The following is a 24,816-nucleotide window of genomic DNA, read 5'->3' on the forward strand; positions in this document are numbered from 1 at the left end:
GACCGGGCGGGGCGGATGCCACGGCATCCGCCCCGCCCCCACATTCTCAGAAAGAAGGAATCACCATGAGCGTTCTCACCCTCGACCAGGTCCGCATCCACGCAGGCTCCAGCACTCAGCAGGAGGCTCTGCAGGAGGCGACCGACATCCTCGTGTCCGTCGGCGCCGTCACTCCCGCCTATGTCGACGCGATGCGTCAGCGCGAGGAGACCGTGTCGACCTACATGGGCAACGGTCTGGCGATTCCGCACGGCACGAACGACACCAAGGATGCGATCCTCGCATCGGGTCTCTCGGTCGTGCGCTACGACGGCGGTGTCGACTGGGCCGGTGAGCCCGCGACCTTCGTGATCGGCATCGCCGGACGCGGCGACGAGCACCTCGAGATCCTCTCGCAGATCGCGATCCTGTTCTCCGATGACGACGACGTCGCGAAGCTCAACGCCGCACAGACCCCCGACGAGCTGTTCGCCCTGCTCTCGGCGGTGAACGACTGATGAAGGCGGTCCACTTCGGCGCCGGCAACATCGGCCGAGGCTTCGTCGGACTGCTGCTGCACGAGGGCGGCTACGAGGTCGTGTTCTCCGACGTCGCCGACGCCCTGGTCGACGCGATCAACGCCGTCGACTCCTACACCGTGCACGAGGCGGGCCCCGGCGGCACCGATCACGTGGTCACGGGCTTCCGCGCGGTGAACAGCAAGACCGATCCGGATGCCGTCGCCGACGAGGTCGCGACCGCCGACGTGGTCACGACGGCCGTCGGGCCGACGGTGCTGCGCTTCGTTGCTCCGACGATCGTCGCGGGTCTCGCCCGCCGCGCCGCCGGCGCCGCCCCGCTGCAGGTGATGGCCTGCGAGAACGCGATCGGCGCGACCGATACGCTCCGTGCGGAGATCGAGAAGGCGGCAGGGGTGGATGCGGAGGAGCTGCTCTCCCGTGCGGTCTTCGCGAACACCGCGGTCGACCGTATCGTGCCCGGGCAGCCCGCAGACGGCGGAGTGGACGTCACCGTCGAGCCGTACTTCGAGTGGGCGATCGAGTCGGAGGCCTTCGGTGGCGCGTTGCCGAAGATCCCCGGAGCGCATTTCGTCGAGAACCTCGCGCCCTACATCGAGCGCAAGCTCTTCACGGTGAACACGGGGCACGCCGCGACGGCGTACTTCGGCGCTCGTGCCGGGATCGAGCGCATCTCGGATGCGCTGGCGGATCCCGACATCGCCGCTCGGGTGTCAGCCACCCTCGAGGAGACCTCCGCGGTCCTGGTCGCCGAACACGGCCTCGACCCTGCGGAGCTCGCGCAGTATCGCTCGACGATCCTCGAGCGGTTCCGCAACCCCGCACTCGTCGACACCGTGCAGCGCGTCGGGCGTCAGCCGCTGCGCAAGATCTCGCGGCACGAACGCTTCATCGGGCCCGCGGCGATGGCCGCCGAGCGAGGGCTGTCGACCATCGCCCTGGTCGGCGCCGTGACCGCCGCGCTCGAGTTCGAGGCGCCCGATGACGAGCAGGCGGTCGAGATGCAGGAGGCCCTGCGCACCGAAGACGCTCTCGCCTTCACATCGCGCACGACGGGGCTGGATCCCGAGCATCCGCTCTTCCCTGCGGTGCTCGACGCCGTGATCTCACGTCAGACGGCTCTGCACGCCTCCTGAGCTACGCTGCACGCATCACCCGCGCCCTCTGCCGATACGATCGGCGGAGGGCGCAGGTGCGTGCACAGCGAGGTGCGGGAGCAGCATGAACAGATACGCCGTCATCGGCGCGGGGCCGTCAGGACTCGCTGCCGCCCGCGCGCTCACGCGGCGCGGAATCAGCATCGACGGGTACGAGGCATCCGCAGGGGTCGGCGGTCTCTGGGACATCGACAATCCGCGCAGCACGATGTACGAGTCGGCGCATCTGATCTCGTCACGCACCACCACCGAGTTCACCGAGTTCCCTCTGCGATCAACGGTCGATTACCCTGGCCACCGCGTGCTACGGCAGTACTTCCGCGACTACGCCGACCATTTCGGGCTCACCGGCCGCTTCCGGTTCGAGACGAGGGTCACCCGCCTCGAGCCCCGCGACGGCGGCTGGGACCTCACCAGCGACGGACCCGAGGGCGAGCAGACCCGGTGGTACGCCGGCGTCGTGCTCGCGAACGGCACTCTGGCCGAGCCGAACATCCCCGCTTTCGCGGGCGCCTTCATCGGTGAGCTGATGCACACCAGCGCCTACAGGTCGCCCTCCCAGCTCGCCGGCAAGCGCGTACTCCTGATCGGCGCGGGCAACTCGGGCTGCGACATCGCAGTCGATGCGGTGCATCACGCCGCGTCGGTCGACATGAGCGTGCGTCGCGGCTACTACTTCGTGCCGCGCTATCTCGTCGGCCGACCGAGCGACACGCTCAACCAGGGTCGTCCGCTGCCCGCGCGCATCAAGCAGGCCGTCGACAGTCGCGTGCTGCGGGCGTTCACCGGCGACCCGGTGCGGTTCGGGTTCCCGAAGCCCGACTACCGCATCTACGAATCCCATCCGATCGTGAACACGATGATCCTCAACCACCTCGGCCAGGGTGACCTGCGCATCCGCCCGGACGTCGACCGGTTCGACGGGTCGACCGTGCGATTCCGCGACGGTACAGCCGACGACTACGACCTGGTCCTGCTCGCGACCGGCTACACGCTCGATTATCCGTTCGTCGACCGCACGCACCTGCACTGGCGCGGCGCGGCTCCTCGGCTGTTCCTGAACATCTTCCCCGCCTCGTTCAACGGCCTCTACGTCATGGGCATGATCGAGGCGTCCGGGATCGGATGGCAGGGACGATACGAGCAGGCCGACCTGCTGGCGACCTACCTCGACGCCGTCGAGCACGCTCCGGCCACCGCGGCGCGGTTCCGCGACCGGGTGACATCGCAACCGTGGCCCGATCTCACCGGCGGTTATCGCTACCTCGGCATCGACCGCATGGCCTACTACGTCAACAAGGACGCCTACCGAGGCGCCGTCCGCCGAGAGAAGCACGCGCTGGACGACCCGACGGGGCGGCGTCCGTGATGCCCGGCGCCGGGGTCGTTCACATGCACAGGCCCTAGCCTTGATCCCGTGCAGAAGAAGCGTGAACGCCGTGTCCTGAAAGTGATCGTCTGGGGACTCGTCGCCGTCCTCGTGCTCGGAATCGGCGGCATCGTCGCCTGGAGCCAGATCGGGGTGATGCCCGCCGAGAAGGCACCGCTGGCGAGCGTCCGCGAGAACCCCGCGATCCACGTCGAGGACGCCGATCAGGGCATCGTCCTCACACCCGCAGACGGCGAGTCCGAGACGGGTCTCGTGTTCGTCCCCGGGGCGAAGGTCGACCCGTGGGCGTACGCAGCCATCCTGCAGAGCCTCGCCGAGGAGGGCGTGACGGTCGTGATCACCCGCCCGTGGCTGAACCTCGCGTTCTTCGACCTGCGCGGCCTGGATTCCTTCACCTCTGCGGCCCCTGACATCGACGAGTGGGCGATCGGCGGTCACTCGCTGGGCGGCGTGCGCGCCTGTCAGCTCGCCGCAGACGCCGAGGCGCTCGTGCTGTTCGGGTCGTATTGCTCGAACGATGTCTCCGACACCGATCTCGCCGTCCTGAGCATCTCGGGCAGCGAGGACGGACTCTCGACGCCCGAGAAGATCGATGCGGCCCGCGATCTGCTTCCTGCCGGCGCCGAGATGATCGAGATCGAGGGTGCATCCCACGCATCCTTCGGCGACTACGGCCCCCAGGCGGGCGATGGGACGCCGACCATCACGGACGACGAGATGCACTCCGAGGTCGCCGAGATCCTGATTCCCTTCATGGCCGCATTCCCCCAGGGCTGATTTCTCTTCGCTCCGCGTCTCAGACGCCCTGCGTCTCAGCGCGCCCGGTCAGACGATGAGGGGATCGAGCAGCGGATGCAGGTGCCGCGTGCCGAGCACCCCGGATGCCGTCCGCGCACCCGCGCTGAGTGCCGACGGCACGTCCGCGCCGGAGAGCCGGGCATCGAGCACACCCGCGAGGAAGGCATCGCCGGCCCCGTTCGTGTCGACGACGTCGACGGGCGCCGCCGCCACGCGGTGCTCCACCCCGTCCGCATCGATCGCCACAGCGCCCTCCGCACCGAGCGTGCACACAGCGAGCGAGGCTCCTGCCGAGATGCGCGACCGCAGGAAGGCCACGGGATCGGAGAGACGGTCGGCGTTGCAGAACACGGCGTCGGCCGCGTCGAGGAACGGCCGGTGGAAGTCTGCCTCACCGTCGTAGTCGTGCACGTCGACCCAGATCGGGCGCCCCGTCGCTCTGGCCGCCGGAAGAAGCCGGAGGGGCTCCGCCGCGAGGTCGAGCACGATCGCATCGGCCTCTCGCATCGCAGCGACCAGGGCGGCGTCATCGACACCATCCGTCGCCGAGGGTGAGGCGAGGTAGAGCGACACGCGCCCGCCCCGACGGGTCATGAGGTTCAGGTGGCGCTCAGTGACGTCACCCTGGCCCCAGAGAGCGTTCACTCCTGCCCGGCCGAGGGCGCCGCGCACGCGCTCCCCCGGCTCGTCCGCCGCGCTCAGCGCATACAGCAGGGTGGAGCGCCCGAGCGCTGTGAGGCTGAGCGCCTTGCCTGCACTCGTGCCGCCGACCGTCTCCCAGGAGTCCTCGGCGAACTGCATGTGGGGCACGGGCTCCGGCAGACGATCGAGCACGACGATGGAGTTCCAGGAAGCCGGCCCAGCGATGAAGACGGATGCGGTCATGGCTCCATACTGCCCCGTGCGGCCGCTTGATCAGCCGATCCGCTTGATCAGCGAGTCGAGGCCCATTCCGTAGTCGATGCGCACGACCGGTAGCGCGAGCTTGTCGGTCCCGATCACGACGTATCCGGGTTCGATGGTCCGTGCCATCTCGAAGCCGGCCTGCGCGACGCCCTGCTTCGCGGTGTCGTTGAAGTGTCCGAACGGGTACGCGATCACCTCGCGCACCCCGAGCACGTCCCCTGACGCGTTCAGGTCGGCCGCGATCTCGTCGGCCGTCCAGTTCGTCATCCGTCCCTTGCCGTTCTCTCCGGCCTGGTGCATGTCATGGGTGTGCGAACGGCGCAGCACATAGATCGACGGCGGTGGATCCTGCCGGTAGGCCGTGATCATGAACGACGTCGACAGGAGCCTGTTCCGCTCGATCACCGGAACCGCGAGGTCGAACCATGTCTGGTCGGCGTCGTCGTCGGTGATGATCACCGAGCGGGCGGGCAGCGAGAGGCGGCCGTCGATGAACGCGCTGAGCTCGTCCCAGGTCGGGAGATAGAAGCCCGTCGTGGCGATGTGGGCCATCTGCGCGTCGAAGTCGCCGATGTACGCGTAGTTGCCGCGCAGCCACCCGGACTCGCCGTCCGGGTTCGTCGTGAACTGGTGGTACATCAGGATCGGCACCTGCACGTCGGCAGCGGCGTTCGCCTCCGGGGTCGTCCACCCGGCGAACAGCTCGGTCTGCTGATCGACGCAGGCGACGGGGTCGGCACCGTTCACGCGTGCGGCGACCGTGTATGCGGCGGCATCCGCCTCGGTCGTGTACCACCCCGCGAACACGCGCCCGTCCTGCGCCGGTATCGGAAGAGCGGCGTAGAGCGCGTCCTGCCGCTGCAGCATGGGCTCGGCCGGAGCTCCGTCGCCGAAGAAGCTCACCGCACACGCCAGCGGGTCGTCGGCATCGGCGAGGAGCTGCTGAGCGGGTGTCAGCGGACGCTCGATGACGGCGGCGCCGGCGCGCGGAACGCTCTCCTCCGGCGCACGCGTCGACCAGGCGTACGCCGCCGCTGCGCCTGCCCCGACCACGATGACGGCGCTGATGATCAGTGCGACGCCGATGCGGCGTCGCTTCCCCCCGGAAGCCATTGTCTAGATGTCGAATCCGTCTGCGATCATCTCCACGAGCTCCTCGCGCTCCTCGACCGGCAGGAAGGCTCCGGCCGCGGCGTTGAACTGGAAGGTCTCGAGGTCGTCGAGGTCGTACTCGAACGTCTCGACGAGGAGCGACAGCTCACGGGTGAGCGAGGTCGCGCTCATCGTGCGGTTGTCGACGTTCACCGTGACGGCGAAGCCGAGCTGGTAGAGCAGATCGAACGGGTGATCCGCGAGGGTGTCGCCCCACGCCGCGATCGCGCCGGTCTGCAGGTTCGACGACGGCGAGAGCTCGAGCGGGATCTCGCGGTCGCGCACCCAGCGGGCGAGGTCACCGAACTGCACCTGCACCTCGTCGCCCTCCTGAGTGATCACGTGGAGGTCCTCGGCGATGCGTACGCCGTGGCCGAGTCGCAGGGCTCGTCCGTCGATGAGCGCCGACCGGATCGAGGCCGGGCCGGCCGCCTCTCCCGCGTGCACCGTGACGGGGAAGAAGTTCTCGGCGAGGTAGTCGAAGGCAGCCCGATGGTTTGAGGCGGGGAAGCCGTCCTCGGGGCCGGCGATGTCGAAGCCGACGGCTCCGCGTCCGCGGAACCCGACCGCGAGCTCTGCGATCTCGAGAGAGCGGTCGGTGTGACGCATCGCGGTGATCAGCTGTCCGACGCGGATGCTGTGGCCGTCGCTGTCAGCGGCGTCCTCGCCCTCCTCGATGCCCTGCTGCACGGCCTCGACGGCCTGCTCGAGCGAGAGACCGCGGGTGAGGTGCTGTTCGGGCGCCCAGCGGACCTCGCCGTAGATCACTCCGTCACGTGCGAGGTCCTGCACGAACTCGCGTGCGACGCGGGTCAGTCCCTCCGTCGTCTGCATGACGGCGGTCGTCAGATCGAACGTCTTGAGATACTCGACCAGAGAACCCGAGTCGCTCTTCTTCGCGATCCACTTGCCGAGAGCGGCCGGGTTCGACTCCGGCACATCGACGCCGATCGCATCCGCCAGCTCGATGATGGTCGACGGGCGCACTGCGCCGTCGAGGTGGTCGTGCAACGACACCTTGGGCAGGCCTCGCAGAGACGCCCCCTGGATGGTGACATCGCCGTTCGCGTCGATCGACATGGGGATTCCTCTCGGTCGCGGATTCGCTGTGTTCAGGCTAGCGGTCTGCGGATCAGGCCGTGATGCGCTCGCGCACGATCGGCCCCGTGGCCGGAGCATCGTCACCGATCGCCCAGGCGCCCTCGAGAGCCTCGAGGGCACGCGGGAACCTGGCCTCATCGGCGGCGGAGAGGGTGAACAGCGGCTGGCCCGCCACGACGCGGTCGCCCGGCTTGGCGTGCAGATCGATGCCGGCTTCGAAGATCACCGGGTCCTCGGCCCGCGCGCGTCCTGCGCCGAGACGCCACGCCGCGATGCCGAACGGCAGCGCATCGAGCTGAGACACCACGCCGTCGGCGGGGGCGGTGACCACGTGCGTCTCGCGTGCCGTCGGCAGCGATGCGTCCGGGTCGCCGTCCTGCGCACGGATCATGGCCTTCCAGCCGTCCATCGCGCGTCCGTCGTCGAGAGCGGCCTCGACATCGGCATCCGGCTGTCCTGCGAGCGCGAGCATCTCGCGCGCCAGGGCGATCGTCAGCTCGCGGACATCGGCGGGGCCTCCGCCGGCCAGCACCTCGACCGATTCGCGAACCTCGTTGGCGTTTCCGATCGCGCGCCCCAGGGGCACGTTCATGTCCGTGAGCAGTGCGGTCGTGGCGACGCCCGAGTCGGTGCCGAGCGCGACCATCGTGCGCGCGAGCTCGCGTGCCCGATCGATGTCCTGCATGAACGCGCCCGAGCCGAACTTCACGTCGAGCACCAGGGCGTCCGTGCCTTCGGCGATCTTCTTCGACATGATGCTCGATGCGATCAGCGGGATCGCCTCGACCGTGCCGGTGACGTCACGCAGCGCGTAGAGCTTCTTGTCGGCGGGAGCGAGACCGGAACCTGCGGCGCAGATCACCGCGCCCACATCGCCCTGCATCTGCGCGAACATCTCTTCGTTGCTGAGCGCGGCACGCCATCCGGGGATCGACTCGAGCTTGTCGAGCGTGCCGCCCGTGTGGCCGAGTCCACGGCCGGAGAGCTGCGGCACCGCGACGCCGAACACGGCGACCAGCGGTGCGAGCGGCAGAGTGATCTTGTCGCCCACCCCTCCGGTCGAGTGCTTGTCGACGGTCTTCTTGCCGAGGGTCGCGAAGCTCATCCGCTCCCCCGAGGCGATCATCGCGTCGGTGAGCACGCGGATCTCATCGCGCTCCATGCCGCGCTGGAAGACGGCCATCGCGAACGACGCCATCTGCGCATCCGACACGTAGCCGCGAGTATAGGCGTCGACCATCCAGCGCAGCGCCTTCTCGGGCACGGCACCTCCGTCGCGCTTGGCCCGGATCACATCGACGGCGTCGAAGGGCTCAACGCTCATCGGGCGTCCTCCAGGTCTCGGGGGCCGAACGCATCCGGCAGCACTTCATCGATGGTCCGGATGCCGGAGACGGTCTCCAGCAGCATCCCGGGCATCGCGTGCTCGTAGAGCAGTTGGCGGCAGCGGCCGCAGGGCATGATCGTCTGTCCGTCGTTGTTCACGCACACGAAGGCGACGAGCTGGCCGCCGCCGGACATGTGCAGGTCTCCCACCAGTGCGCATTCGGCGCACAGGGTCACCCCGTACGACGCGTTCTCGACGTTGCAGCCGGCGACGATGCGACCGTCGCCGACGAGCGCGGCGGCTCCGACCCGGTATCGCGAATACGGCGCGTAGGCCTTGGTCATGGCGTCGGTCGCGACCTGGCGGAGCTCGTCCCAGTCGATGTCAGTCATGTCTCTCCTAGGACTTTATGTACGGCTTGCCGCTGGCCGCCGGCCCACGGATCTGACCGGCGAAACCGGCGACCGCGAGCAGCGTCACGACATACGGGAGCATCAGCATGAACTCGCCGGGGATCGGTGTCTTGAGGATCGACAGCAGGTTCTGCAGGTTCGTGGCGAAGCCGAACAGCAGCGCGGCGAGAGTCGCGCGGATCGGATCCCAGCGTCCGAAGATCACCGCGGCGAGGGCGATGAAGCCGAGACCGGCGGTCATATCCTTTCCGAACTGCGGCACCGACACCAGCGTGAAGTACGCACCGCCGATGCCGGCGATCGCGCCCGCGAGCAGCACGTTCCAGAAGCGCGTCGAGTTGACCTTGATGCCGACCGTGTCTGCGGCCTGCGGGTGCTCGCCGACGGCGCGGACGCGGAGTCCCCACTTCGTGCGGTACAGGCCCCAGGCGACGATGGCGACGGTGATGAACATGAGGTAGACGATGAACGTCTGGTTGAACAGCACCGGACCGATGATCGGGATGTCGCTGAGCAGCGGGATCTCGATGCGGCTGAAGCGCACCGGAGTGTTGAGCTCGGTCTCGTTCGGTGCGAGCAGCGCACCGTAGAGGAAGCCGGTGAGACCGCTGACGAGCACGTTGAGCACCACACCGACGATCACCTGCTCGACGAGGTACTTGATCGCGAACGCGGCCAGCACGGCGGCGACGAGCACGCCGCCGAGCATGGCGCCCAGCAGTCCGATGAACGGGCTGCCGGTGACGCTCGAGAGCAGCGCGGCTGCGAACGCTCCGAGGAGCAGCTGGCCTTCGATGGCGACGTTGACCACACCCGCCCGCTCGCCGATGACGCCGCCGAGGGCGCCGAACACGAGGGGGACGGAGAGGGAGACGGCTCCGAACAGCAGGCTGCTGACGGGCACGAGACCTCCGGCGCCCGCCCACACGAGGAACCCGAAGACGGCGATCACGCTGAAGGCGATCACGAGCCAGATCGAGGGCTTGCGGTACGTCCACGCCCGCAGGAACGCGAGCGCCGACAGCAGCGCGAGGATCACGATGACGACCCAGCTGGTCGGCCCCGTCGGCAGCGCCACATCGGGCAGCGCGAACGGTGACGACGGGTCGTTGAGCCGGAAGGTGCTGGTGCCGCTGCGCGGCACGAGCAGGATCAGGAGCGCCAGCAGCACGGTGGCTGCGGCGAGGACGATCGGCGCCTTCAGGTGCCGCTCGCGCACGGTGGCGAGCTGCACGGTTCCGTCGGCGGCTTCGCTCTGGACGAGGGAGGTCATGCGGTCACCGCCTTCTTCGTGGCCTTGGCTCGCGCCTTGGCAGCCTTCTCCACATCGGACTTGGGAAGGAAGAACACGGCTCGCAGGAGAGGCGGCGCGGCGATGAACAGCACGACGAGCGACTGGACGACGAGCACGATGTCGACGGGGATGTCCTGCGCCTGCATCGAGAACGATCCTGCCTTGAGTGCGCCGAACAGGATGCCGGCGGCGAAGGTGCCCCAGGCGCGGCTGCGGCCGAGCAGGGCGACGGTGATCGCATCGAAGCCGATTCCGGCGTCGATGGTCTCGGTGATGCCGGTCGTGACCGCGCCCTGGACCTGGTTCATGCCCGCGAGACCGGCGAGAGCACCGGCGAGCAGCATGGCGTAGACGTAGACGCGCTGCACGCTGATTCCGGCCGCGCGCGCGGCGTGCGGGTTCTCGCCCACGGCGCGCATCCGCATTCCGAGCGAGGAGCGCTCGATCAGCCACCAGACGAACAGGGTCGCGATGATCACGATCACGAACCCGAGATCGAGCAGCGGGAACTGCGGCCCGAGGAGCTCGGGGAACTGCGCGCTCTCAGGGGTGGCGTAGCCGAGGGCCTGGTTCGTGCCCGGCTTCTGCAGCAGTCCGGGTGTGCGGATCATCCACAGCAGCAGGTAGTACGCCACGTAGTTGAGCATGATCGTGAGGATGACCTCGTGGGCGCCGGTGCGCGCCTTGAGCAGACCGGCGATCGCACCCCACAGTGCGCCACCGGCGATGCCGGCGATCAGGGTGACCGGGATGTGCAGCCAGAACGGCAGGTCGAGCTGGAAGGTGAGGAGACCGGCAGCCGCGACGCCGATCAGCATCTGACCGCGTGCACCGATGTTGAACAGGCCGACGCGGAACGCGAGGGCGACGCCGAGACCGGCGGCGATCAGCGGTGCGGCGAAGCCCAGCGTGTTGGTCAGCGGACGGATCTGGGCGGCGAAGTCAGCGCCTCGTGCGTTGAAGATCGCTCCGCGGACGAGTGCCTCGTAGCCGTTGTAGACCGCGTTCCAGATCGCGGCGAAGGTGTCGCTCGGACGCTGGAAGAAGTAGCCGGAGGCCTCCAGCACGTCCTCGTTGGTGAAGGCGATGAGGATGCCGCCGACGACCAGAGCGAGGAAGATCGCGAGGATCGTCGTGACGGCGCTGCCTCGGAGCATCTCCTTCAGGATCACGTTGCCGCGAGGAGGAGGCGGAACCGCGCCCGAATCGCGCATCGTCGTGGTCGTGTTGACCGAGAGCTGGTCGGCGGATCCCTGGCCCGCCGAGCTGCTCCCCTGTGGCGTCGTACCGCTCATGCGGCCACCTCTCCCTCGGCGGCGCCCGCCATCATCAGTCCCAGCGTCTCGCGCGGGGTGTCGCCGGGAACGATCCCGACGATCGTGCCTCTGTACATGACCGCGATGCGGTCGGCGAGAGCCGCCACCTCGTCGAGCTCGGTCGAGACGACCACGACGGGGATGCCCGCGTCTCTCGTCTCGATGATCCTCTTGTGGATGAACTCGATGGAGCCGACGTCGACTCCACGCGTCGGCTGCGCGGCGACGAGCAGCTTGAGCTCGCGGCTCATCTCCCGGGCGATCACGACCTTCTGCTGGTTTCCTCCGGAGAGGGTGCCTGCCGGAGTGTGCGGACCCTGCGTGCGGATGTCGTACTCGCTGATCCGTGCGCGGGCGAAGTCCTCGAGCGCGGATCGGCGGATGGTCCCGCCTCGGCTGAACTCCTCGTCGCCCGTGCGGTCGAGGATCAGGTTCTCCGCAACGGAGAAGCCCGCGACGAGTCCGTCCTCGGTGCGGTCCTCCGGAACGAAGCCGACACCGGCATCGAGAATGGCCCGCACGCTCTTGCCGACCAGTTCGGTGCCGCCGAGGGTGATCGATCCTTCGACCCTGGCCGCGAGGCCGACGATGGCCTCGACGAGCTCGGTCTGGCCGTTGCCCTGCACCCCGGCCACGGCGAGAACTTCACCTGGGCGCACGGAGAAGTCGATGCCATCGACGACGATGGCTCCCGCGGAGGTGAGCACGCGCAGGCCCTTGACGTCGAGGCCGCCCTCGCCGAGTCGCGGCGGATCCTTGTGCACCGTGAGCTCGACCGCACGTCCGACCATCAGAGAGGCCAGCTCGGCGTTGGTCGCCGTGGGCGACGCCTCGCCGACGATGCGGCCGAGGCGGACGATCGTGATGGTGTCCGCGACCTCGCGCACCTCACGCAGCTTGTGGGTGATGAAGACGATCGCCGTGCCCTCGTCTCGGAGCTGACGCATGATGCCCATGAGCTCGTCGGTCTCCTGCGGCGTGAGCACGGCGGTGGGCTCATCGAAGACCAGGACCTTGGCGTCGCGCGAGAGCGCCTTGATGATCTCGACGCGCTGCTGCACACCGACGGGGAGGTCGCCGACGACCGCGTCAGGGTCGATGTCGAAGCCGAAGCGGGCGGCGACGGCGCGGACGTGCTCACGCGCCTTCGTGATGTCGAGGGTGCCCAGGCCCTTGGTCTGCTCGTGGCCGAGCATGACGTTCTCGGCCACCGTGAACACGGGGACGAGCATGAAGTGCTGGTGCACCATGCCGATGCCGGCGTTCATCGCGTCGCCGGGGCCGCGGAACCGCTGGACGACGTCGTCCAGGAGGATCTCGCCCTCATCGGCCTGATACAGCCCGTAGAGGACGTTCATCAGCGTGGACTTGCCTGCACCGTTCTCGCCGAGCAGCGCGTGGATCTGCCCCGGCTCGACGACCAGGTCGATGTGGTCGTTGGCCACCAGGGTTCCGAACCGCTTGGTGATACCGCGAAGTTCGAGCTTCATATCTGCACCTTATCCAGAAGTGTCATCCAGAAGAGTCCGAAGAATCTTCGGCGCATCGTACGGGGATCGCCCGGATGCGCCGCGAACAGTCGTCTTCGTCCGTCCACGGCGCGGGGCGAGTGGCCGCTTGCACCACTCGCCCCGCCATGGATGTGAACTGCTTACGGGGAGTTCTCCGACTCCACCGTGATGTCACCCGAGATGATCTGCTCCTGCAGAGCCGTGATCTCGTCGAGCAGCCCGTCGGGCAGGTCGCCCTCGAAGGCACCGAAGCCCGAGAGCTTGACGCCCTCGTTCTCGAGCGTGCCGATGTAGGGAGCCGGGTCGAAGTCGCCCTCGGATGCGGCGACGGTCGCGTCCTCGACGGCCACGTCGATGGCCTTCATGATCGAGAAGAGGGTGACGTCGGCCACGCTCTCATCGGCCACCGCGAGGTCGCTGTCGACGCCGACCAGCAGCGTGTCCTTGCCGCTGTCGGCGATGGCCGCAGCAGCGCTCTGGTAGATCGGTCCACCGACCGGGAGGATCACGTCGACACCCTGGTCGAGCACGCCCTGGGCGGTCTGCTTGGCGGTGTCGTTCGCGTCGAAGCCTCCGGTGAAGGAGCCCTTCTGCGTGGCGGCGTCCCAGCCGAAGACCTCGACGGCGCCCGACTTGTCCTCGTTGTACTTCTCGACGCCGAGCTGGAAGCCGTCCATGAACACGGCGACCGACGGGATCTGCATTCCGCCGAAGGTGCCGACCTTGTTCACGCCCGATGCGGCAGACCAGCCGGCCGCGGCGTAGCCACCGAGGTAGGCGGCCTGAGCCGTGTCGAAGACGAGGGGCTTGATGTTGGGAGCATCGGTGGTGCCGTCGAAGTCGTTGTCGGCGTAGTCGTCGATGATCGCGTAGTCGATCTCGGGGTTGGCGAGAGCGGACTCGACGGTCGCGGCCGAGAGCTTGAAGCCGACGGCGACGATGAGCGAGCAGCCCTCCGAGACAGCGGTCTCGAGGTTCGGTGCGTAGTCGTTGTCGTTGGCCGACTCGAACTCGATCGGCTCGACGCCGAGAGTCTCCGCTGCGCGGTCCATGCCCTCCTTGGCGGACTGGTTGAACGACTTGTCGTTCCAGCCACCCGCGTCCGAGACGAGGCAGGGGATGAAGTCGGAGTCGGCCTCGCCGCCGCCGGTGCCGCCCGATTCGGTGGGAGCCTGGCCGCAGCCGGCAAGTGCGAAGACGACGCCAGCGGCGATGGTCGCGCCGAGCAGCTTCTTGGTGGTGGAGATGGTCAACTCATGCCTCCTGAACGGTGCCGCGGCCCTCGCGGATCGCTCAAAGTTACCCAGTGTTTCGACTTTTGTGCATGCACGAGGGCGAAGCGCTGGCGAATGGTTACAAAGCTGAAACCAAGACAGCCGATGAGCGACCGAGCGTGCTCATCAGAGCACGTCGCTCCGCCCGGTCAGCTTCAGGGACTCGACGACGCCCTTCACCCGTTGCGCGTGCTCGACGGTGGTGACGAGCAGGGCGTCGGGGGTGTCGACCACGACGATGTCCTTCACGCCGATCAGGCTGATCACGCGAGAGGTCTGACTGACCAGGATGCCGCTGGCCGCATCCGACAGCACGCGGGCTTTCGGCCCGAGCACGGCGAGGTCGTTCTTCCGACCGTTGTTGATGAGCTTGGTGAGGGACGCGAAGTCCCCCACGTCGTCCCAATCGAAGTGACCGGGCACGACCGCGAGGCGCCCGCGTCGCGCAGCAGGTTCGGCCACCGCGTAGTCGATCGCGATCTTCTTCAACCCGGGCCAGATCCGATCCACGGCGGGGCCGCGGCGCTCGCGGTCGTCCCACGCCTCGGCGAGCTCGAGCAGCCCGGCGTGCAGGGCCGGTTCGTTCGCGGCGAGCTCATCGAGCAGCACACTCGCCTTGGCGATGAACATGCCCGCGTTCCAGAGGTAGCCGCGGTCGGCGAAGTAGGCCTTGGCGGTGTCGAGGTCGGGCTTCTCGACGAAGCTCTCGACCAGGGCCGCCTCGCGCGCCCCCTCGACCACGAGCTCCGCTCCCCTCTTGATGTAGCCGAAGCCGATCGCGGGCTCGGTCGGGGAGATGCCGATCGTGCAGATGTATCCCTCCCGCGCGACCTCGACGGCGTCACGCACGGCGAACTCGAACACACGTGTGCTGCGGATGACGTGGTCGGCGCTGAACGAGCCGATGATCACGTCGGGGTCTCGTCGATGCAGGATCGCGGCCGCCAACCCGATCGCCGCCGCGGATTCGCGCGGCTCCGACTCCAGGAACACATTCAGATCCGGTATTCCGGGCAGCTCCGCCTCCACGGCCGCGCGGTGGGCCCGCCCCGTGACCACGGCGATGCGGTCGGCCCCGGCCAGCGGCTCCAGCCTGTCCCAGGTGTCACGCAGCAGCGAGTGCCCCGAGCCTGTGAGATCGTGCAGGAATTTCGGCGCGTCCGCACGCGAGAGGGGCCAGAGTCGGCTGCCGATTCCGCCGGCGGGGATCACGGCGTAGAAGTTCTCGATGGGTTGGCTCACCCCGCAAGGGTAGCGCCCCGGAAAGTCTCGACATCGAGACACTTAGGCTCCCCTTCGTCGCCCGGGGTCGCCTCACGGGAATAGGATGGTGTCCGATCGGCCGTGCCTGATGACAGCAGGCTCACGCTTGGAAGACGCACCGCACGCGACCGAGTCACTTCGATCCAGGGAGGACGACCGTGTCCACAAGCGCTCGCTTGACACCGTCGATTTCGGAAACCACTTCCAAGACGCCCCGCGGCACCCTCTACCGGGGTCGCGAAGGCATGTGGTCGTGGGTGCTTCACCGCATCACCGGAGTCGCCATCTTCTTCTTCCTGTTGGTGCATGTGCTCGACACTGCACTCATCAGGGTCTCCCCTGAGGCGTACAACGCCGTCATCGGCACGTACAAGAACCCGATCATGGCGCTCGGCGAGGTCGTGCTGGTGGCCGGCATCGTGTTCCACGCGATGAACGGTCTCCGCATCATCGCCGTCGACTTCTGGTCGAAGGGGGCGAAGTACCAGCGTCAGCTCTTCTGGGGCGTGCTTCTCGTGTGGGGCATCATCATGGCCGGCTTCGTGCCTCGCCACCTGATGCTCGCGTTCGCCGGCTTCGGAGGAGGACACTGATGACCGCTCAGACCGTCGCACCCCCTGTCCGCCGTCAGCGCGGATTCAACCTCGAGAAGTGGGGCTGGCTCTTCATGCGCGCCTCCGGCGTCGTGCTCGTCGTTCTCATCTTCGGCCACCTGTTCATCAACCTGATGGTGGGCGAGGGCATCCACGCCCTGGACTTCGCGTTCATCGCCGGCAAGTTCGCCACGCCGTTCTGGCAGTGGTGGGACGTCATCATGCTCTGGCTCGCGCTGATCCACGGCGCCAACGGCATGCGCACGATCGTCAACGACTACGTGACGAACAACACCGCTCGCAAGGCGCTGATCTGGGCCCTCGGCCTGGCCGCAGCCCTGCTCATCATCCTCGGCACCCTGGTCGTCTTCACCTTCGACCCGTGCCTCGGCGTGACCGAGTCGAGCACACTGTGGGAACAGTGCCAGACGCTGGTCAAGTAGAAGAGAAGGCATACGAGAAGTGACTACCGAGACCCAGGATTCCGTCGTGCGCGACGGCGTGCACTACCACCAGTTCGACATCGTCATCGTGGGCGCCGGCGGCGCCGGCATGCGAGCCGCCATCGAGGCGGGCTCCGGCGCGAAGACCGCGGTCATCTCCAAGCTCTACCCGACGCGTTCGCACACCGGTGCGGCTCAGGGAGGCATGGCGGCTGCACTCGCGAACGTCGAGGAGGACAGCTGGGAGTGGCACACCTTCGACACCGTCAAGGGTGGCGACTATCTGGTCGACCAGGATGCTGCGGAGATCCTCGCCAAGGAGGCGATCGACGCGGTCATCGACCTCGAGAACATGGGTCTGCCCTTCAACCGCACGCCCGAGGGGAAGATCGACCAGCGTCGATTCGGCGGCCACACCGCCGAGCACGGCAAGACCCCGGTGCGCCGCGCATGCTACGCCGCCGACCGCACCGGCCACATGATCCTCCAGACGCTCTTCCAGAACTGCGTCAAGCTCGGCATCAACTTCTTCAACGAGTTCTACGTGCTCGACCTGCTCACGGTGAAGGATGCCGACGGCAAGACCCAGGTCTCGGGCGTCGTCGCCTACGACCTGTCCACGGGTGAGCTGCACGTGTTCCAGGCCAAGGCCGTGATCTTCGCGACCGGCGGCTTCGGCAAGATCTTCAAGACGACCTCGAACGCGCACACCCTCACGGGTGACGGTGTCGGCATCGTCTGGCGCAAGGGCCTCCCCCTCGAGGACCTCGAGTTCTTCCAGTTCCACCCGACCGGCCTCGCCGGACTCGGCATCCTCCTCACCGAGGGCGCTCGCGGCGAGGGAGCCATCCTGCGCAACGCCTCGGGCGAGCGCTTCATGGAGCGCTACGCCCCGACCATCAAGGACCTCGCGCCTCGCGACATCGTCGCCCGCTGCATGGTGCAGGAGGTGGCCGAAGGCCGCGGCGCCGGTCCGCACAAGGACTACGTGCTGCTGGACTGCACGCACCTGGGTGCCGAGGTGCTCGAGACCAAGCTTCCGGACATCACGGAGTTCGCTCGCACGTACCTGGGCGTCGACCCGGTCGTCGAGCCCGTGCCGGTGATGCCTACTGCGCACTACGCGATGGGCGGCATCCCCACGAACAACGACGCAGAGGTTCTCGCCGACAACACCACGGTCGTCCCGGGTCTCTACGCCGCCGGCGAGTGCGCCTGCGTCTCGGTGCACGGCGCCAACCGTCTCGGCACCAACTCGCTTCTGGACATCAACGTGTTCGGCAAGCGCGCAGGCCGCAACGCGGTGGAGTACGTCAAGACCGCCGAGTTCGTGCCGCTGCCTGAGAACCCCGCCGGGTTCGTCTCCGACATGCTCGAAGGCCTGCGCAACAACCAGGGCACCGAGCGCATCGCCGTGCTCCGCAAGGCGCTGCAGGACGAGATGGACAAGGGCGCGCAGGTCTTCCGCACGCACGAGTCGCTGGAGCACGTGCTCGGTGTCATCAAGGAGCTGCGCGACCGGTACATGAACGTGCACGTCGACGACAAGGGCAAGCGGTTCAACACCGACCTGCTCGAGGCCGTCGAGCTGGGGTTCCTGCTCGACATCGCCGAGGTCGTCGTCTACGCCGCGCAGAACCGCGAGGAGAGCCGCGGCGGCCACATGCGCGACGACTTCCCCACTCGCAATGACGAGAAGTACATGCAGCACACGATGGCCTATCTCACGGGCGATCCGCACTCCTCCACTCCGAGCGATCACATCAAGCTCGACTGGAAGCCGGTCGTGTTCACGAAGAACGAGCAGGGCGAGTTGAACTACCCGCCGATGGAGAGGAAGTACTGAGCATGTCGAACGCCATCGCAGAAGCTCCCGCGGACACGACGCAGGAGACGGGCATCCAGTCGTTCATCGTCACCTTCAACATCCGCCGCTTCGACCCCGAGGTCGACTCCGAGCCGCACTGGGTCGACTACGACGTGGAGCTCTACTCGACCGACCGCGTGCTCGACGCGCTGCACAAGATCAAGTGGGAGGTCGACGGCTCGCTGACCTTCCGCCGCTCGTGCGCCCACGGCATCTGCGGCTCTGACGCCATGCGCATCAACGGCCGCAACCGCCTGGCCTGCAAGACGCTGATCAAGGACCTCGACATCTCGAAGCCGATCTACGTCGAGGCGATCAAGGGCCTGCCCCTCGAGAAGGACCTCGTCGTCGACATGGAGCCGTTCTTCGCGTCGTACCGCGAGGTGCAGCCGTTCCTCGTCGCGAACTCCGTGCCGGAGAAGGGCAAGGAGCGGGTCCAGTCGATCGCCGATCGAGAGATCTTCGACGACACGACCAAGTGCATCCTGTGCGCCGCGTGCACCTCGTCGTGCCCCGTCTTCTGGACCGACGGACAGTACTTCGGCCCGGCGGCGATCGTGAACGCGCACCGCTTCATCTTCGACTCCCGCGATGACAACGCCGCGGTTCGCCTCGACATCCTGAACGACAAGGAGGGAGTGTGGCGCTGCCGCACGACCTTCAACTGCTCCGAGGCATGCCCCCGCGGCATCGAGGTCACCAAGGCCATCGCCGAGGTCAAGCAGGCTGTGCTGCGCGGTCGTCCCTGACTCTCTCGCGCTGACGACGACGGGCGGACTCCTTCACGGAGTCCGCCCGTTCTCCGTCTGTGGATAGGGTGAGGATGTGTCTGATCCCGCTGGCGCTGAAAGCGAGCCCCGCCGCCTCGACGCGGCCGTGGAACGGGCCACCGCACTGACCCAGCGCACGCTCGGGCTGTTCCCCGTGCGCGTGTGGCGGCATTTCCTGCAGCACAACGGGTTCCTCCTCGCCGCGGGCGTCAGCTACCAGGCCCTGTTCGCGATCTTCGCGGCGATCTATCTCGCCTTCGCCATCGCCGGCCTCTGGCTCGGAGGCAGCACCGAAGCGGTCGACGGCATGATCGACATCATCAACAGCTACATCCCCAACCTGATCCAGGACGAGGGCGGGGTGTTCACCCCGCAACAGGTGCAGGAGATCGCGGTCAGCACGACCGGGCTGCTCAGCATCACCGGTCTGATCGCGCTCGGAACCGTGATCTGGACGGCCATCGGCTGGGTGACGTTCTCGCGGCGAGCGACGCGCGACATCTTCGGCCTGCCGCCTGACCGCCGCAGCTACGTCATCCTGAAGGCGCGGGATCTGCTCGCCGCTCTGATCTTCGGAGCATCGCTGCTCGCCGGTTCCCTGCTCAGCTCCGCCAGCGCGGTAGCACTGAGCTGGATCCTGAGCCTGATCGGGTGGGGATCCGCCCTCGACGGCCTCACCAGCATCCGGATCGGCACGGTGCTGGTGTCCTTCGCGCTGCTGTCGGGTGCACTCGCGGCGATGGTGCGCTTCCTCACCGGCACATCCCTGCATTGGAGCACGATCTGGCCGGGCGCGCTTCTCGGCGGCGGGGCGATGACGATCCTCCAGTTCGGTGCGGGATACCTGCTGAGCTACACGCCGACGAATCCCCTGCTTGCCACGTTCGCGATCTTCATCGGCCTCCTGCTGTGGTTCCGCGTCAACGGCGTGGTGATGCTGGTCGCCTCCTCGTGGATCGCCGTCGCGGCGAAGGACCGTGACCTGCCGCTGTTGGCGCAGTCCGACGCGGAGCGGCGAGCGGCCGAGCACCAGACCCTGGTGGCCGCAGCCCGCATTCGTGCGCGCGAAGCGCGAGAGGCTCGCGAGACGGCCCCGTGGTATCGCACCTGGGCCGCCGCCAGAGCCGTGCAGGCGGCGGAGCAGGCGCTCGCCGAGCTGGAGGCCTCCGCTCCCCCGCCCGTCGATGCGAGCTCAGCCTTTGCCCAGCGGCTGCTGGCCGAGCTGCAGCGTCCGTCCAAGGATGTCGGCGGCCCTCGTTAGGCTGGTGAGCATGCCTCATCTGCGTATCGCCTCGGTCAATGTCAACGGAATCCGAGCGGCGGCTCGCAACGGCATGAGCAGCTGGCTCGACGCCGCCGACGTCGACATCCTGACGCTGCAGGAGGTCCGCGGGCAGGACGAGCACCTCGAGGCCGCACTTCCGGGTTGGACGTTCGTGCACGACGAAGCCACGGCCAAGGGCCGCGCCGGGGTGGCGATCGCGAGCCGCATCCCGGCCCTCGCCTCGCGCACCGACTTCGGCGACGACGACTTCGATTCGAAGGGGCGCTGGATCGAGGCCGACTTCCTGATCGGAGACCGCCCGCTCACGGTGGTCAGTGCCTACGTGCACAGCGGCGAGGCCGACACCCCGAAGCAGGAGGAGAAGTGGAAGTTCCTCGACGCGTTCGGCCTGCGGCTCGCGGAGCTCGGCGGCACTGACGGCGAACTCGCCCTGGTCACCGGTGACCTGAATGTCGGCCATCGCGAACTCGACATCAAGAACTGGCGCGGCAACCGCAAGAAGGCCGGTTTCCTCCCCCGCGAACGCGCGTACTTCGACCGCTTCCTCGGAGCAGCGGGCGAGACGGTCGAGGGCGTCGACGGCTCCACGGGTACCGGTCTCGGCTGGGTCGACGTCGGGCGCGCCTTTCACGGCGAGGTCGACGGCCCGTACACCTGGTGGTCGATGCGCGGCCAGGCGTTCGACAACGATTCCGGATGGCGGATCGACTACCACCTGGCGACCCCGGCGCTTGCGGAACGAGCCACCGCCTACCACGTCGCCCGTGCGGCGGCTTACGACCAGCGCTGGAGCGACCACGCTCCGGTCGTGGTCGACTACACCTACTGATCCCGGGCACGTCGGCGGCCCGCGGCCCCGCAATCAGGCCGTGACGAGAGCGACGATCAGCCCGCTGACCACCACCCCCATAGGATTGATACCGTGACGAAACCACGCCTCTACTCAGGAATGCAGCCCTCCGCCGACTCTCTGCAGATCGGCAACTACATCGGAGCGCTCCTGCAGTGGCGTGACCTGCAGAGTTCCTACGACGCGTACTTCTCGGTCGTCGACCTGCATGCGCTCACGGTCGCGCAGGACCCGGCAGAGCTGCGTGAGAAGACCCGTCGCACCGCTGCCCAGTACATCGCCGCGGGCATCGAGCCCTCGCTGTCGACGTTGTACGTGCAGTCGCACGTCCGCGCGCACGCAGAGCTCGCCTGGGTCCTGTCGACGATCACCGGTTTCGGCGAGGCCGGCCGCATGACGCAGTTCAAAGACAAGTCTTCGCGGTACGGCGCCGACGCCACGAGCGTGGGTCTGTTCACGTATCCGGTGCTGATGGCCGCCGACATCCTGCTGTACCAGACCGATGTCGTGCCTGTCGGCGACGACCAGAAGCAGCACGTCGAGCTGACGCGCGATCTCGCCGAGCGCTTCAACTCCCGGTTCGGAGAGACGTTCGCCGTGCCCAGGCCCGTGATCCAGAAAGACACGGCGCGCATCTACGACCTGCAGAACCCGACGTCGAAGATGTCGAAGTCGGCAGAGAGCGACGCGGGCGTGCTGTGGATGCTCGACGACCCGGCGAAGTCGGCGAAGAAGATCATGCGCGCGGTGACCGACAACGAAGGCTCGGTGCGCTTCGATCGCGAGAACAAGCCCGGCGTCTCCAACCTGCTGACCATCTACGCAGCGCTCTCGGGACGACAGGTTCCCGCGATCGAAGACGAGTATGCGGGCCGCGGCTACGGTGACTTCAAGAAGGGGCTCGCCGAAGTCGTCGTGAACGAGTTCGAGCCCGTGCGTGCCCGCGCACTCGAGCTTCTCGACGATCCCGCCGAGCTCGATCGGATCCTCGCGCAGAACGCCGCACGCGCGGATGCCGTGGCCGACGCCACCCTCGGAGCGGTCTACGACCGGGTCGGACTGCTTCGTCGCGTCTGACCTCGACAGCCATAGGATGGGGGCGTGACTGATCCGCAGCAGCCCCCGTCCGGTGCCGTCCCTCCTGTGCCTCCCGTGCCCCGTCCGGACGACGAGCAGCCGCAGTTCGCTTCGCCCCTGTCGTCACCGCCCGCACCGCCGGCGCCGCCCGCACCGCCTTCGTATGCGACGCCCCCGGCACCGCCCGCGTACCAGGGCGCTCCGCCCGCGTACCAGAGCGCTCCGCCCGCGGTTCCAGCCGGTCAGCCCGCACCCGCGTACCCGGCACCGACGGGAGCACCCGTGTACCCGCATCTCGCGGGTCAGCAGCCCGGTGCGCCGACCTACCAGGCGGCTCCTCCCGGCGCCTATCAGGTTCCGGTCGGCGGCTACACGGCGCCCGCAGGCGCTTACCAGGCACCGGCCACCGGAGAGAAGAAGTCCGGAATGCTGGGAATCCTGGCGCTGATCCTCGCGATCGTGGCCGCTGTCGTCACGCCGATCGTCGCCGGAGTCGCGGGGTTCGAGATCGGCCGTCGTCTTCCAGGCGGTCTCGACACGACCGATCCCGACTTCCTGTCGATCCTCGCTCCCGCGCGGGATCAGGTGCTGTGGGCCGAGATCTCGTTCTGGACGGGAACCATCCTCGGCATCGCGGCCATCGTCATCGGCATCATCGCGATTCGCAAGAAGCAGGCGCGCGGCGCGGGCATCACGGCGCTCGTCGTCGCAGTGCTCGGCCCGATCATCTTCTGGGTCGTGCTGCTGGTGACCCTGTCTACCGGCACAGCGACCGGCTTCCTGCCGTAACAGCGCCGCGACGTCGGCACCTCGCCGAGGTCAGCGGGGAGCGTGGTGCTTCTGCTGAGCGGCGAGCAGCCCGTCCTCGACGAGCAGCTCGACCGCGTCCGCCGCATCCGACACGAGGATGGGCAGGTTCGCGCGCTCATCCTTGCCGAACGGCGACAGCACCCAGTCGGCAGGATCCTGTCGACCCACCGGACGACCGATGCCGACCCGCACCCGCGGGAACGCCGGCGTGGTGATCGCACGGGCGATGTCTCGCACGCCGTTGTGTCCGCCGTGGCCTCCGCCGATCTTGAGCTTGACGGTGTCGAACGGGATGTCGAGCTCATCGTGGACGACGATGATCTGCTCGGGCGGCACCGAGTAGAACCGGGCCAGGGCGGCGACCGGCGTGCCGGAGACGTTCATGAACGTGTTCGGTTTGGCGAGCACGAGCTTGTCGCCGCCTGGGCGCAACCAGGTCTCGACGACACGAGCCCCGCCCTTGTGCTCGCGAAAGCTCTCGCCGCGCCGCGAGGCGATCTCGTCGACGACCATCTGGCCGATGTTGTGACGCGTATCCGCGTATCGCGGGCCGGGGTTGCCGAGCCCCACCACGAGCCAGGTGGATGCCATGTGGTCGTCCTCTCGCATGCGGGCCCTTCGCGGTGCCCGGGTCAGGATACGACAGAGGGGGCGCGATGTGCTCGCGCCCCCTCTGTGATGCAGTCAGCTGTGCGCTGCGCCTGCGGAGATCACTCCGCGGCGGGAGCCTCTTCGACGGAAGCCTCGTCGGCTCCGGCCTCGTCCTCGCCGAGCGACTCCTCAGCCGGGATCGAGATCGCGACGACGAGCACCTCGGGGTCGGTCAGCAGCGTCGAGCCCTTGGGGAGCTTGACGTCGGCGGCGGTGATGTGCGCGCCCTCCTCGAGACCCTCGACCGAGACCTCGACGTTCTGCGGCAGGTGCGTGGCCTCTGCCTCGATCGAGATCGTGTTCGCGTCCTGGTTGACGATCGTGCCGGGGGCAGGCTCGCCGGTGACGATGACGGGAACGTCGATCGTGACCTTCTCGCCCTTGCGGACGACCAGCAGGTCGATGTGCTCGATGATCTGGTGCACCGGGTCGCGCTGGACGTCCTTGACGAGGGCGAGCTGGTCCTTACCGTCGATGTCGAGCTCGAGCAGCGCGTTCGCGCGGCGGATGATGAGCGAGACCTGGTGGCCGGGCAGTGCGACGTGCACGGGGTCGGTGCCGTGGCCGTAGATGACGGCGGGGATCTTGCCTGCGGCGCGCAGACGACGGGCGAAGCCCTTGCCGAAGCTCTCGCGGAGCTCGGCCTTGACCTTGGTGTCTTCAGACATGGGGTTCTCCTTCGGGGCACGCAGCGACAGCTACGCGGTGGTCTTGGAATTGTTCTCGAACGCAGACACGTGAGGAAAGCCACCGGCTTGCTTCGCCGCGTCGATAACGGATGCCAGCGCACGCGCAGAAGCATCCCTCGCCGAGGTACTCCTCTCATGGTACCGGATGAGCCGGTAGGCTGAGAACACCGATCCCTCTCTGCAGAACACGGAGTTCCCTCATGCTCGACGGCGTCTTCTTCTCCCACGCGATCGCCTGGCTCATCGGCGCGATGACCGTGTGCGCCGCCGGCCTCACCTTCGCGGCACTGTTCTCGCTCGGGCGCTCCGGGTACCGCAAGGACTGACCTCCTCGCGTCCGACACCTCCCGTCACGCGGGAG

General features: G+C 67.8%; 25 protein-coding genes. 13 read left to right on the forward strand and 12 right to left on the reverse strand.

Annotated features, from left to right (window positions below; translation table 11 throughout):
- Window positions 1-65 precede the first annotated feature (65 nt).
- The 4 genes from FIV50_RS11605 to FIV50_RS11620 all read left to right on the forward strand — a co-directional run bounded on the left by FIV50_RS11605 (window position 66) and on the right by FIV50_RS11620 (window position 3,842).
- A complete protein-coding gene (locus FIV50_RS11605; RefSeq protein WP_140037562.1) occupies window positions 66-497 on the forward strand; it encodes a PTS sugar transporter subunit IIA in 432 nt (143 codons plus the stop codon).
- Entirely contained in the window at window positions 497-1,654 is a 1,158-nt protein-coding gene (locus FIV50_RS11610) for a mannitol-1-phosphate 5-dehydrogenase (protein WP_140037563.1), read from the forward strand. The genes FIV50_RS11605 and FIV50_RS11610 overlap by 1 nt, the downstream gene beginning before the upstream one ends.
- A gap of 85 nt (window positions 1,655-1,739) precedes the next feature.
- On the forward strand, window positions 1,740-3,044 hold the full coding sequence (locus tag FIV50_RS11615; RefSeq protein ID WP_140037564.1) for a flavin-containing monooxygenase: 1,305 nt from the start codon (window positions 1,740-1,742) through the stop codon (window positions 3,042-3,044).
- Between the two features lie 48 nt (window positions 3,045-3,092).
- Window positions 3,093-3,842 (forward strand): alpha/beta hydrolase, encoded by a 750-nt coding sequence (locus tag FIV50_RS11620; RefSeq protein ID WP_140037565.1) that lies wholly within the window; start codon window positions 3,093-3,095, stop codon window positions 3,840-3,842.
- A gap of 48 nt (window positions 3,843-3,890) precedes the next feature.
- Here FIV50_RS11620 and FIV50_RS11625 read toward each other — a convergent pair whose 3' ends face one another.
- The 10 genes from FIV50_RS11625 to FIV50_RS11670 form a co-directional block, all read right to left on the reverse strand.
- Window positions 3,891-4,748, reverse strand: a complete 858-nt coding sequence (locus tag FIV50_RS11625) for a carbohydrate kinase family protein (protein ID WP_140037566.1) — start codon at window positions 4,746-4,748, stop codon at window positions 3,891-3,893.
- Between the two features lie 30 nt (window positions 4,749-4,778).
- Window positions 4,779-5,882: a polysaccharide deacetylase family protein gene (locus tag FIV50_RS11630; protein WP_140037567.1), complete on the reverse strand. Its 1,104-nt coding sequence runs from the start codon at window positions 5,880-5,882 to the stop codon at window positions 4,779-4,781.
- Between the two features lie 3 nt (window positions 5,883-5,885).
- Complete coding sequence (locus FIV50_RS11635) at window positions 5,886-7,001, reverse strand: adenosine deaminase (RefSeq protein WP_140037568.1); 1,116 nt, start codon at window positions 6,999-7,001, stop codon at window positions 5,886-5,888.
- Window positions 7,002-7,053: 52 nt separating this feature from the next.
- A complete protein-coding gene (locus FIV50_RS11640) occupies window positions 7,054-8,346 on the reverse strand; it encodes a thymidine phosphorylase (RefSeq protein WP_140037569.1) in 1,293 nt (430 codons plus the stop codon).
- Complete coding sequence (locus tag FIV50_RS11645) at window positions 8,343-8,741, reverse strand: cytidine deaminase (RefSeq protein ID WP_042536471.1); 399 nt, start codon at window positions 8,739-8,741, stop codon at window positions 8,343-8,345. Before FIV50_RS11645 ends, FIV50_RS11640 begins: the two co-directional genes overlap by 4 nt.
- Before the next feature lie 7 nt (window positions 8,742-8,748).
- On the reverse strand, window positions 8,749-10,035 hold the full coding sequence (locus tag FIV50_RS11650) for an ABC transporter permease (RefSeq protein WP_140037570.1): 1,287 nt from the start codon (window positions 10,033-10,035) through the stop codon (window positions 8,749-8,751).
- Window positions 10,032-11,351 (reverse strand): ABC transporter permease, encoded by a 1,320-nt coding sequence (locus tag FIV50_RS11655; RefSeq protein WP_140037571.1) that lies wholly within the window; start codon window positions 11,349-11,351, stop codon window positions 10,032-10,034. The genes FIV50_RS11650 and FIV50_RS11655 overlap by 4 nt, the downstream gene beginning before the upstream one ends.
- On the reverse strand, window positions 11,348-12,862 hold the full coding sequence (locus FIV50_RS11660; RefSeq protein ID WP_140037572.1) for an ABC transporter ATP-binding protein: 1,515 nt from the start codon (window positions 12,860-12,862) through the stop codon (window positions 11,348-11,350). Before FIV50_RS11660 ends, FIV50_RS11655 begins: the two co-directional genes overlap by 4 nt.
- 161 nt (window positions 12,863-13,023) lie before the next feature.
- Entirely contained in the window at window positions 13,024-14,136 is a 1,113-nt protein-coding gene (locus FIV50_RS11665) for a BMP family lipoprotein (RefSeq protein WP_140037573.1), read from the reverse strand.
- Between the two features lie 147 nt (window positions 14,137-14,283).
- Window positions 14,284-15,399, reverse strand: a complete 1,116-nt coding sequence (locus FIV50_RS11670) for a mannose-1-phosphate guanylyltransferase (protein WP_140037574.1) — start codon at window positions 15,397-15,399, stop codon at window positions 14,284-14,286.
- A 179-nt stretch (window positions 15,400-15,578) separates the two neighbouring features.
- Here FIV50_RS11670 and sdhC point away from each other — a divergent pair, with 179 nt between their 5' ends.
- From sdhC to FIV50_RS17685, 8 genes are all read left to right on the forward strand, one after another.
- Window positions 15,579-16,013, forward strand: coding sequence for a succinate dehydrogenase, cytochrome b556 subunit (gene sdhC / locus FIV50_RS11675; protein ID WP_072591539.1), 435 nt, complete (start codon window positions 15,579-15,581; stop codon window positions 16,011-16,013).
- Entirely contained in the window at window positions 16,013-16,456 is a 444-nt protein-coding gene (locus FIV50_RS11680) for a succinate dehydrogenase hydrophobic membrane anchor subunit (RefSeq protein WP_140037575.1), read from the forward strand. The genes sdhC and FIV50_RS11680 overlap by 1 nt, the downstream gene beginning before the upstream one ends.
- Before the next feature lie 19 nt (window positions 16,457-16,475).
- A complete protein-coding gene (gene sdhA / locus FIV50_RS11685; protein ID WP_140037576.1) occupies window positions 16,476-18,302 on the forward strand; it encodes a succinate dehydrogenase flavoprotein subunit in 1,827 nt (608 codons plus the stop codon).
- 2 nt (window positions 18,303-18,304) lie between these two features.
- Window positions 18,305-19,072, forward strand: coding sequence for a succinate dehydrogenase iron-sulfur subunit (locus tag FIV50_RS11690; RefSeq protein WP_140037577.1), 768 nt, complete (start codon window positions 18,305-18,307; stop codon window positions 19,070-19,072).
- Between the two features lie 76 nt (window positions 19,073-19,148).
- A complete protein-coding gene (locus tag FIV50_RS11695) occupies window positions 19,149-20,354 on the forward strand; it encodes a YihY/virulence factor BrkB family protein (RefSeq protein WP_140037578.1) in 1,206 nt (401 codons plus the stop codon).
- Between the two features lie 10 nt (window positions 20,355-20,364).
- The gene (locus tag FIV50_RS11700; RefSeq protein WP_181164211.1) at window positions 20,365-21,207 is read left to right on the forward strand and encodes an exodeoxyribonuclease III; all 843 of its coding nucleotides are present in this window, start codon (window positions 20,365-20,367) and stop codon (window positions 21,205-21,207) included.
- Between the two features lie 93 nt (window positions 21,208-21,300).
- Window positions 21,301-22,305 carry a tryptophan--tRNA ligase gene (gene trpS, locus FIV50_RS11705; RefSeq protein WP_140037580.1) on the forward strand — a complete coding sequence of 335 codons (1,005 nt, stop codon included), beginning with the start codon at window positions 21,301-21,303 and terminating at the stop codon, window positions 22,303-22,305.
- A 24-nt stretch (window positions 22,306-22,329) separates the two neighbouring features.
- Window positions 22,330-23,094: a hypothetical protein gene (locus FIV50_RS17685; RefSeq protein WP_181164212.1), complete on the forward strand. Its 765-nt coding sequence runs from the start codon at window positions 22,330-22,332 to the stop codon at window positions 23,092-23,094.
- A 30-nt stretch (window positions 23,095-23,124) separates the two neighbouring features.
- Here FIV50_RS17685 and pth read toward each other — a convergent pair whose 3' ends face one another.
- Together pth and FIV50_RS11720 are read right to left on the reverse strand one after the other, a co-directional pair.
- Window positions 23,125-23,706 (reverse strand): aminoacyl-tRNA hydrolase, encoded by a 582-nt coding sequence (gene pth / locus FIV50_RS11715; RefSeq protein WP_140037581.1) that lies wholly within the window; start codon window positions 23,704-23,706, stop codon window positions 23,125-23,127.
- 119 nt (window positions 23,707-23,825) lie between these two features.
- Window positions 23,826-24,434, reverse strand: a complete 609-nt coding sequence (locus FIV50_RS11720; RefSeq protein ID WP_140037582.1) for a 50S ribosomal protein L25/general stress protein Ctc — start codon at window positions 24,432-24,434, stop codon at window positions 23,826-23,828.
- A 221-nt stretch (window positions 24,435-24,655) separates the two neighbouring features.
- On the opposite strand from FIV50_RS11720, the gene FIV50_RS17910 reads away from it, so the two are divergent.
- Window positions 24,656-24,781 carry a hypothetical protein gene (locus tag FIV50_RS17910; RefSeq protein ID WP_258184237.1) on the forward strand — a complete coding sequence of 42 codons (126 nt, stop codon included), beginning with the start codon at window positions 24,656-24,658 and terminating at the stop codon, window positions 24,779-24,781.
- The last annotated feature ends 35 nt before the right edge of the window (window positions 24,782-24,816 follow it).

It is taken from the genome of Microbacterium foliorum, assembly GCF_006385575.1.
Taxonomy (GTDB): Bacteria; Actinomycetota; Actinomycetes; order Actinomycetales; family Microbacteriaceae; genus Microbacterium; species Microbacterium foliorum_B.

Excerpts from the sequence above, each read along its gene's own strand:
- FIV50_RS11630 (WP_140037567.1), bottom strand. The coding sequence starts at position 5,882 with ATGGCTTCCGGGGGGAAGCGACGCCGCATCGGCGTCGCACTGATCATC.
- FIV50_RS11655 (WP_140037571.1), bottom strand. The coding sequence starts at position 11,351 with ATGAGCGGTACGACGCCACAGGGGAGCAGCTCGGCGGGCCAGGGATCC.
- FIV50_RS17910 (WP_258184237.1), top strand. The coding sequence starts at position 24,656 with ATGCTCGACGGCGTCTTCTTCTCCCACGCGATCGCCTGGCTCATCGGC.
- FIV50_RS11615 (WP_140037564.1), top strand. The coding sequence starts at position 1,740 with ATGAACAGATACGCCGTCATCGGCGCGGGGCCGTCAGGACTCGCTGCC.
- FIV50_RS11720 (WP_140037582.1), bottom strand. The coding sequence starts at position 24,434 with ATGTCTGAAGACACCAAGGTCAAGGCCGAGCTCCGCGAGAGCTTCGGC.
- FIV50_RS11605 (WP_140037562.1), top strand. The coding sequence starts at position 66 with ATGAGCGTTCTCACCCTCGACCAGGTCCGCATCCACGCAGGCTCCAGC.
- FIV50_RS11680 (WP_140037575.1), top strand. The coding sequence starts at position 16,013 with ATGACCGCTCAGACCGTCGCACCCCCTGTCCGCCGTCAGCGCGGATTC.
- FIV50_RS11610 (WP_140037563.1), top strand. The coding sequence starts at position 497 with ATGAAGGCGGTCCACTTCGGCGCCGGCAACATCGGCCGAGGCTTCGTC.
- pth (WP_140037581.1), bottom strand. The coding sequence starts at position 23,706 with ATGGCATCCACCTGGCTCGTGGTGGGGCTCGGCAACCCCGGCCCGCGA.
- FIV50_RS11660 (WP_140037572.1), bottom strand. The coding sequence starts at position 12,862 with ATGAAGCTCGAACTTCGCGGTATCACCAAGCGGTTCGGAACCCTGGTG.
- FIV50_RS11625 (WP_140037566.1), bottom strand. The coding sequence starts at position 4,748 with ATGACCGCATCCGTCTTCATCGCTGGGCCGGCTTCCTGGAACTCCATC.
- FIV50_RS11690 (WP_140037577.1), top strand. The coding sequence starts at position 18,305 with ATGTCGAACGCCATCGCAGAAGCTCCCGCGGACACGACGCAGGAGACG.
- FIV50_RS11640 (WP_140037569.1), bottom strand. The coding sequence starts at position 8,346 with ATGAGCGTTGAGCCCTTCGACGCCGTCGATGTGATCCGGGCCAAGCGC.
- FIV50_RS11700 (WP_181164211.1), top strand. The coding sequence starts at position 20,365 with ATGCCTCATCTGCGTATCGCCTCGGTCAATGTCAACGGAATCCGAGCG.
- FIV50_RS11635 (WP_140037568.1), bottom strand. The coding sequence starts at position 7,001 with ATGTCGATCGACGCGAACGGCGATGTCACCATCCAGGGGGCGTCTCTG.
- FIV50_RS11645 (WP_042536471.1), bottom strand. The coding sequence starts at position 8,741 with ATGACTGACATCGACTGGGACGAGCTCCGCCAGGTCGCGACCGACGCC.
- FIV50_RS11650 (WP_140037570.1), bottom strand. The coding sequence starts at position 10,035 with ATGACCTCCCTCGTCCAGAGCGAAGCCGCCGACGGAACCGTGCAGCTC.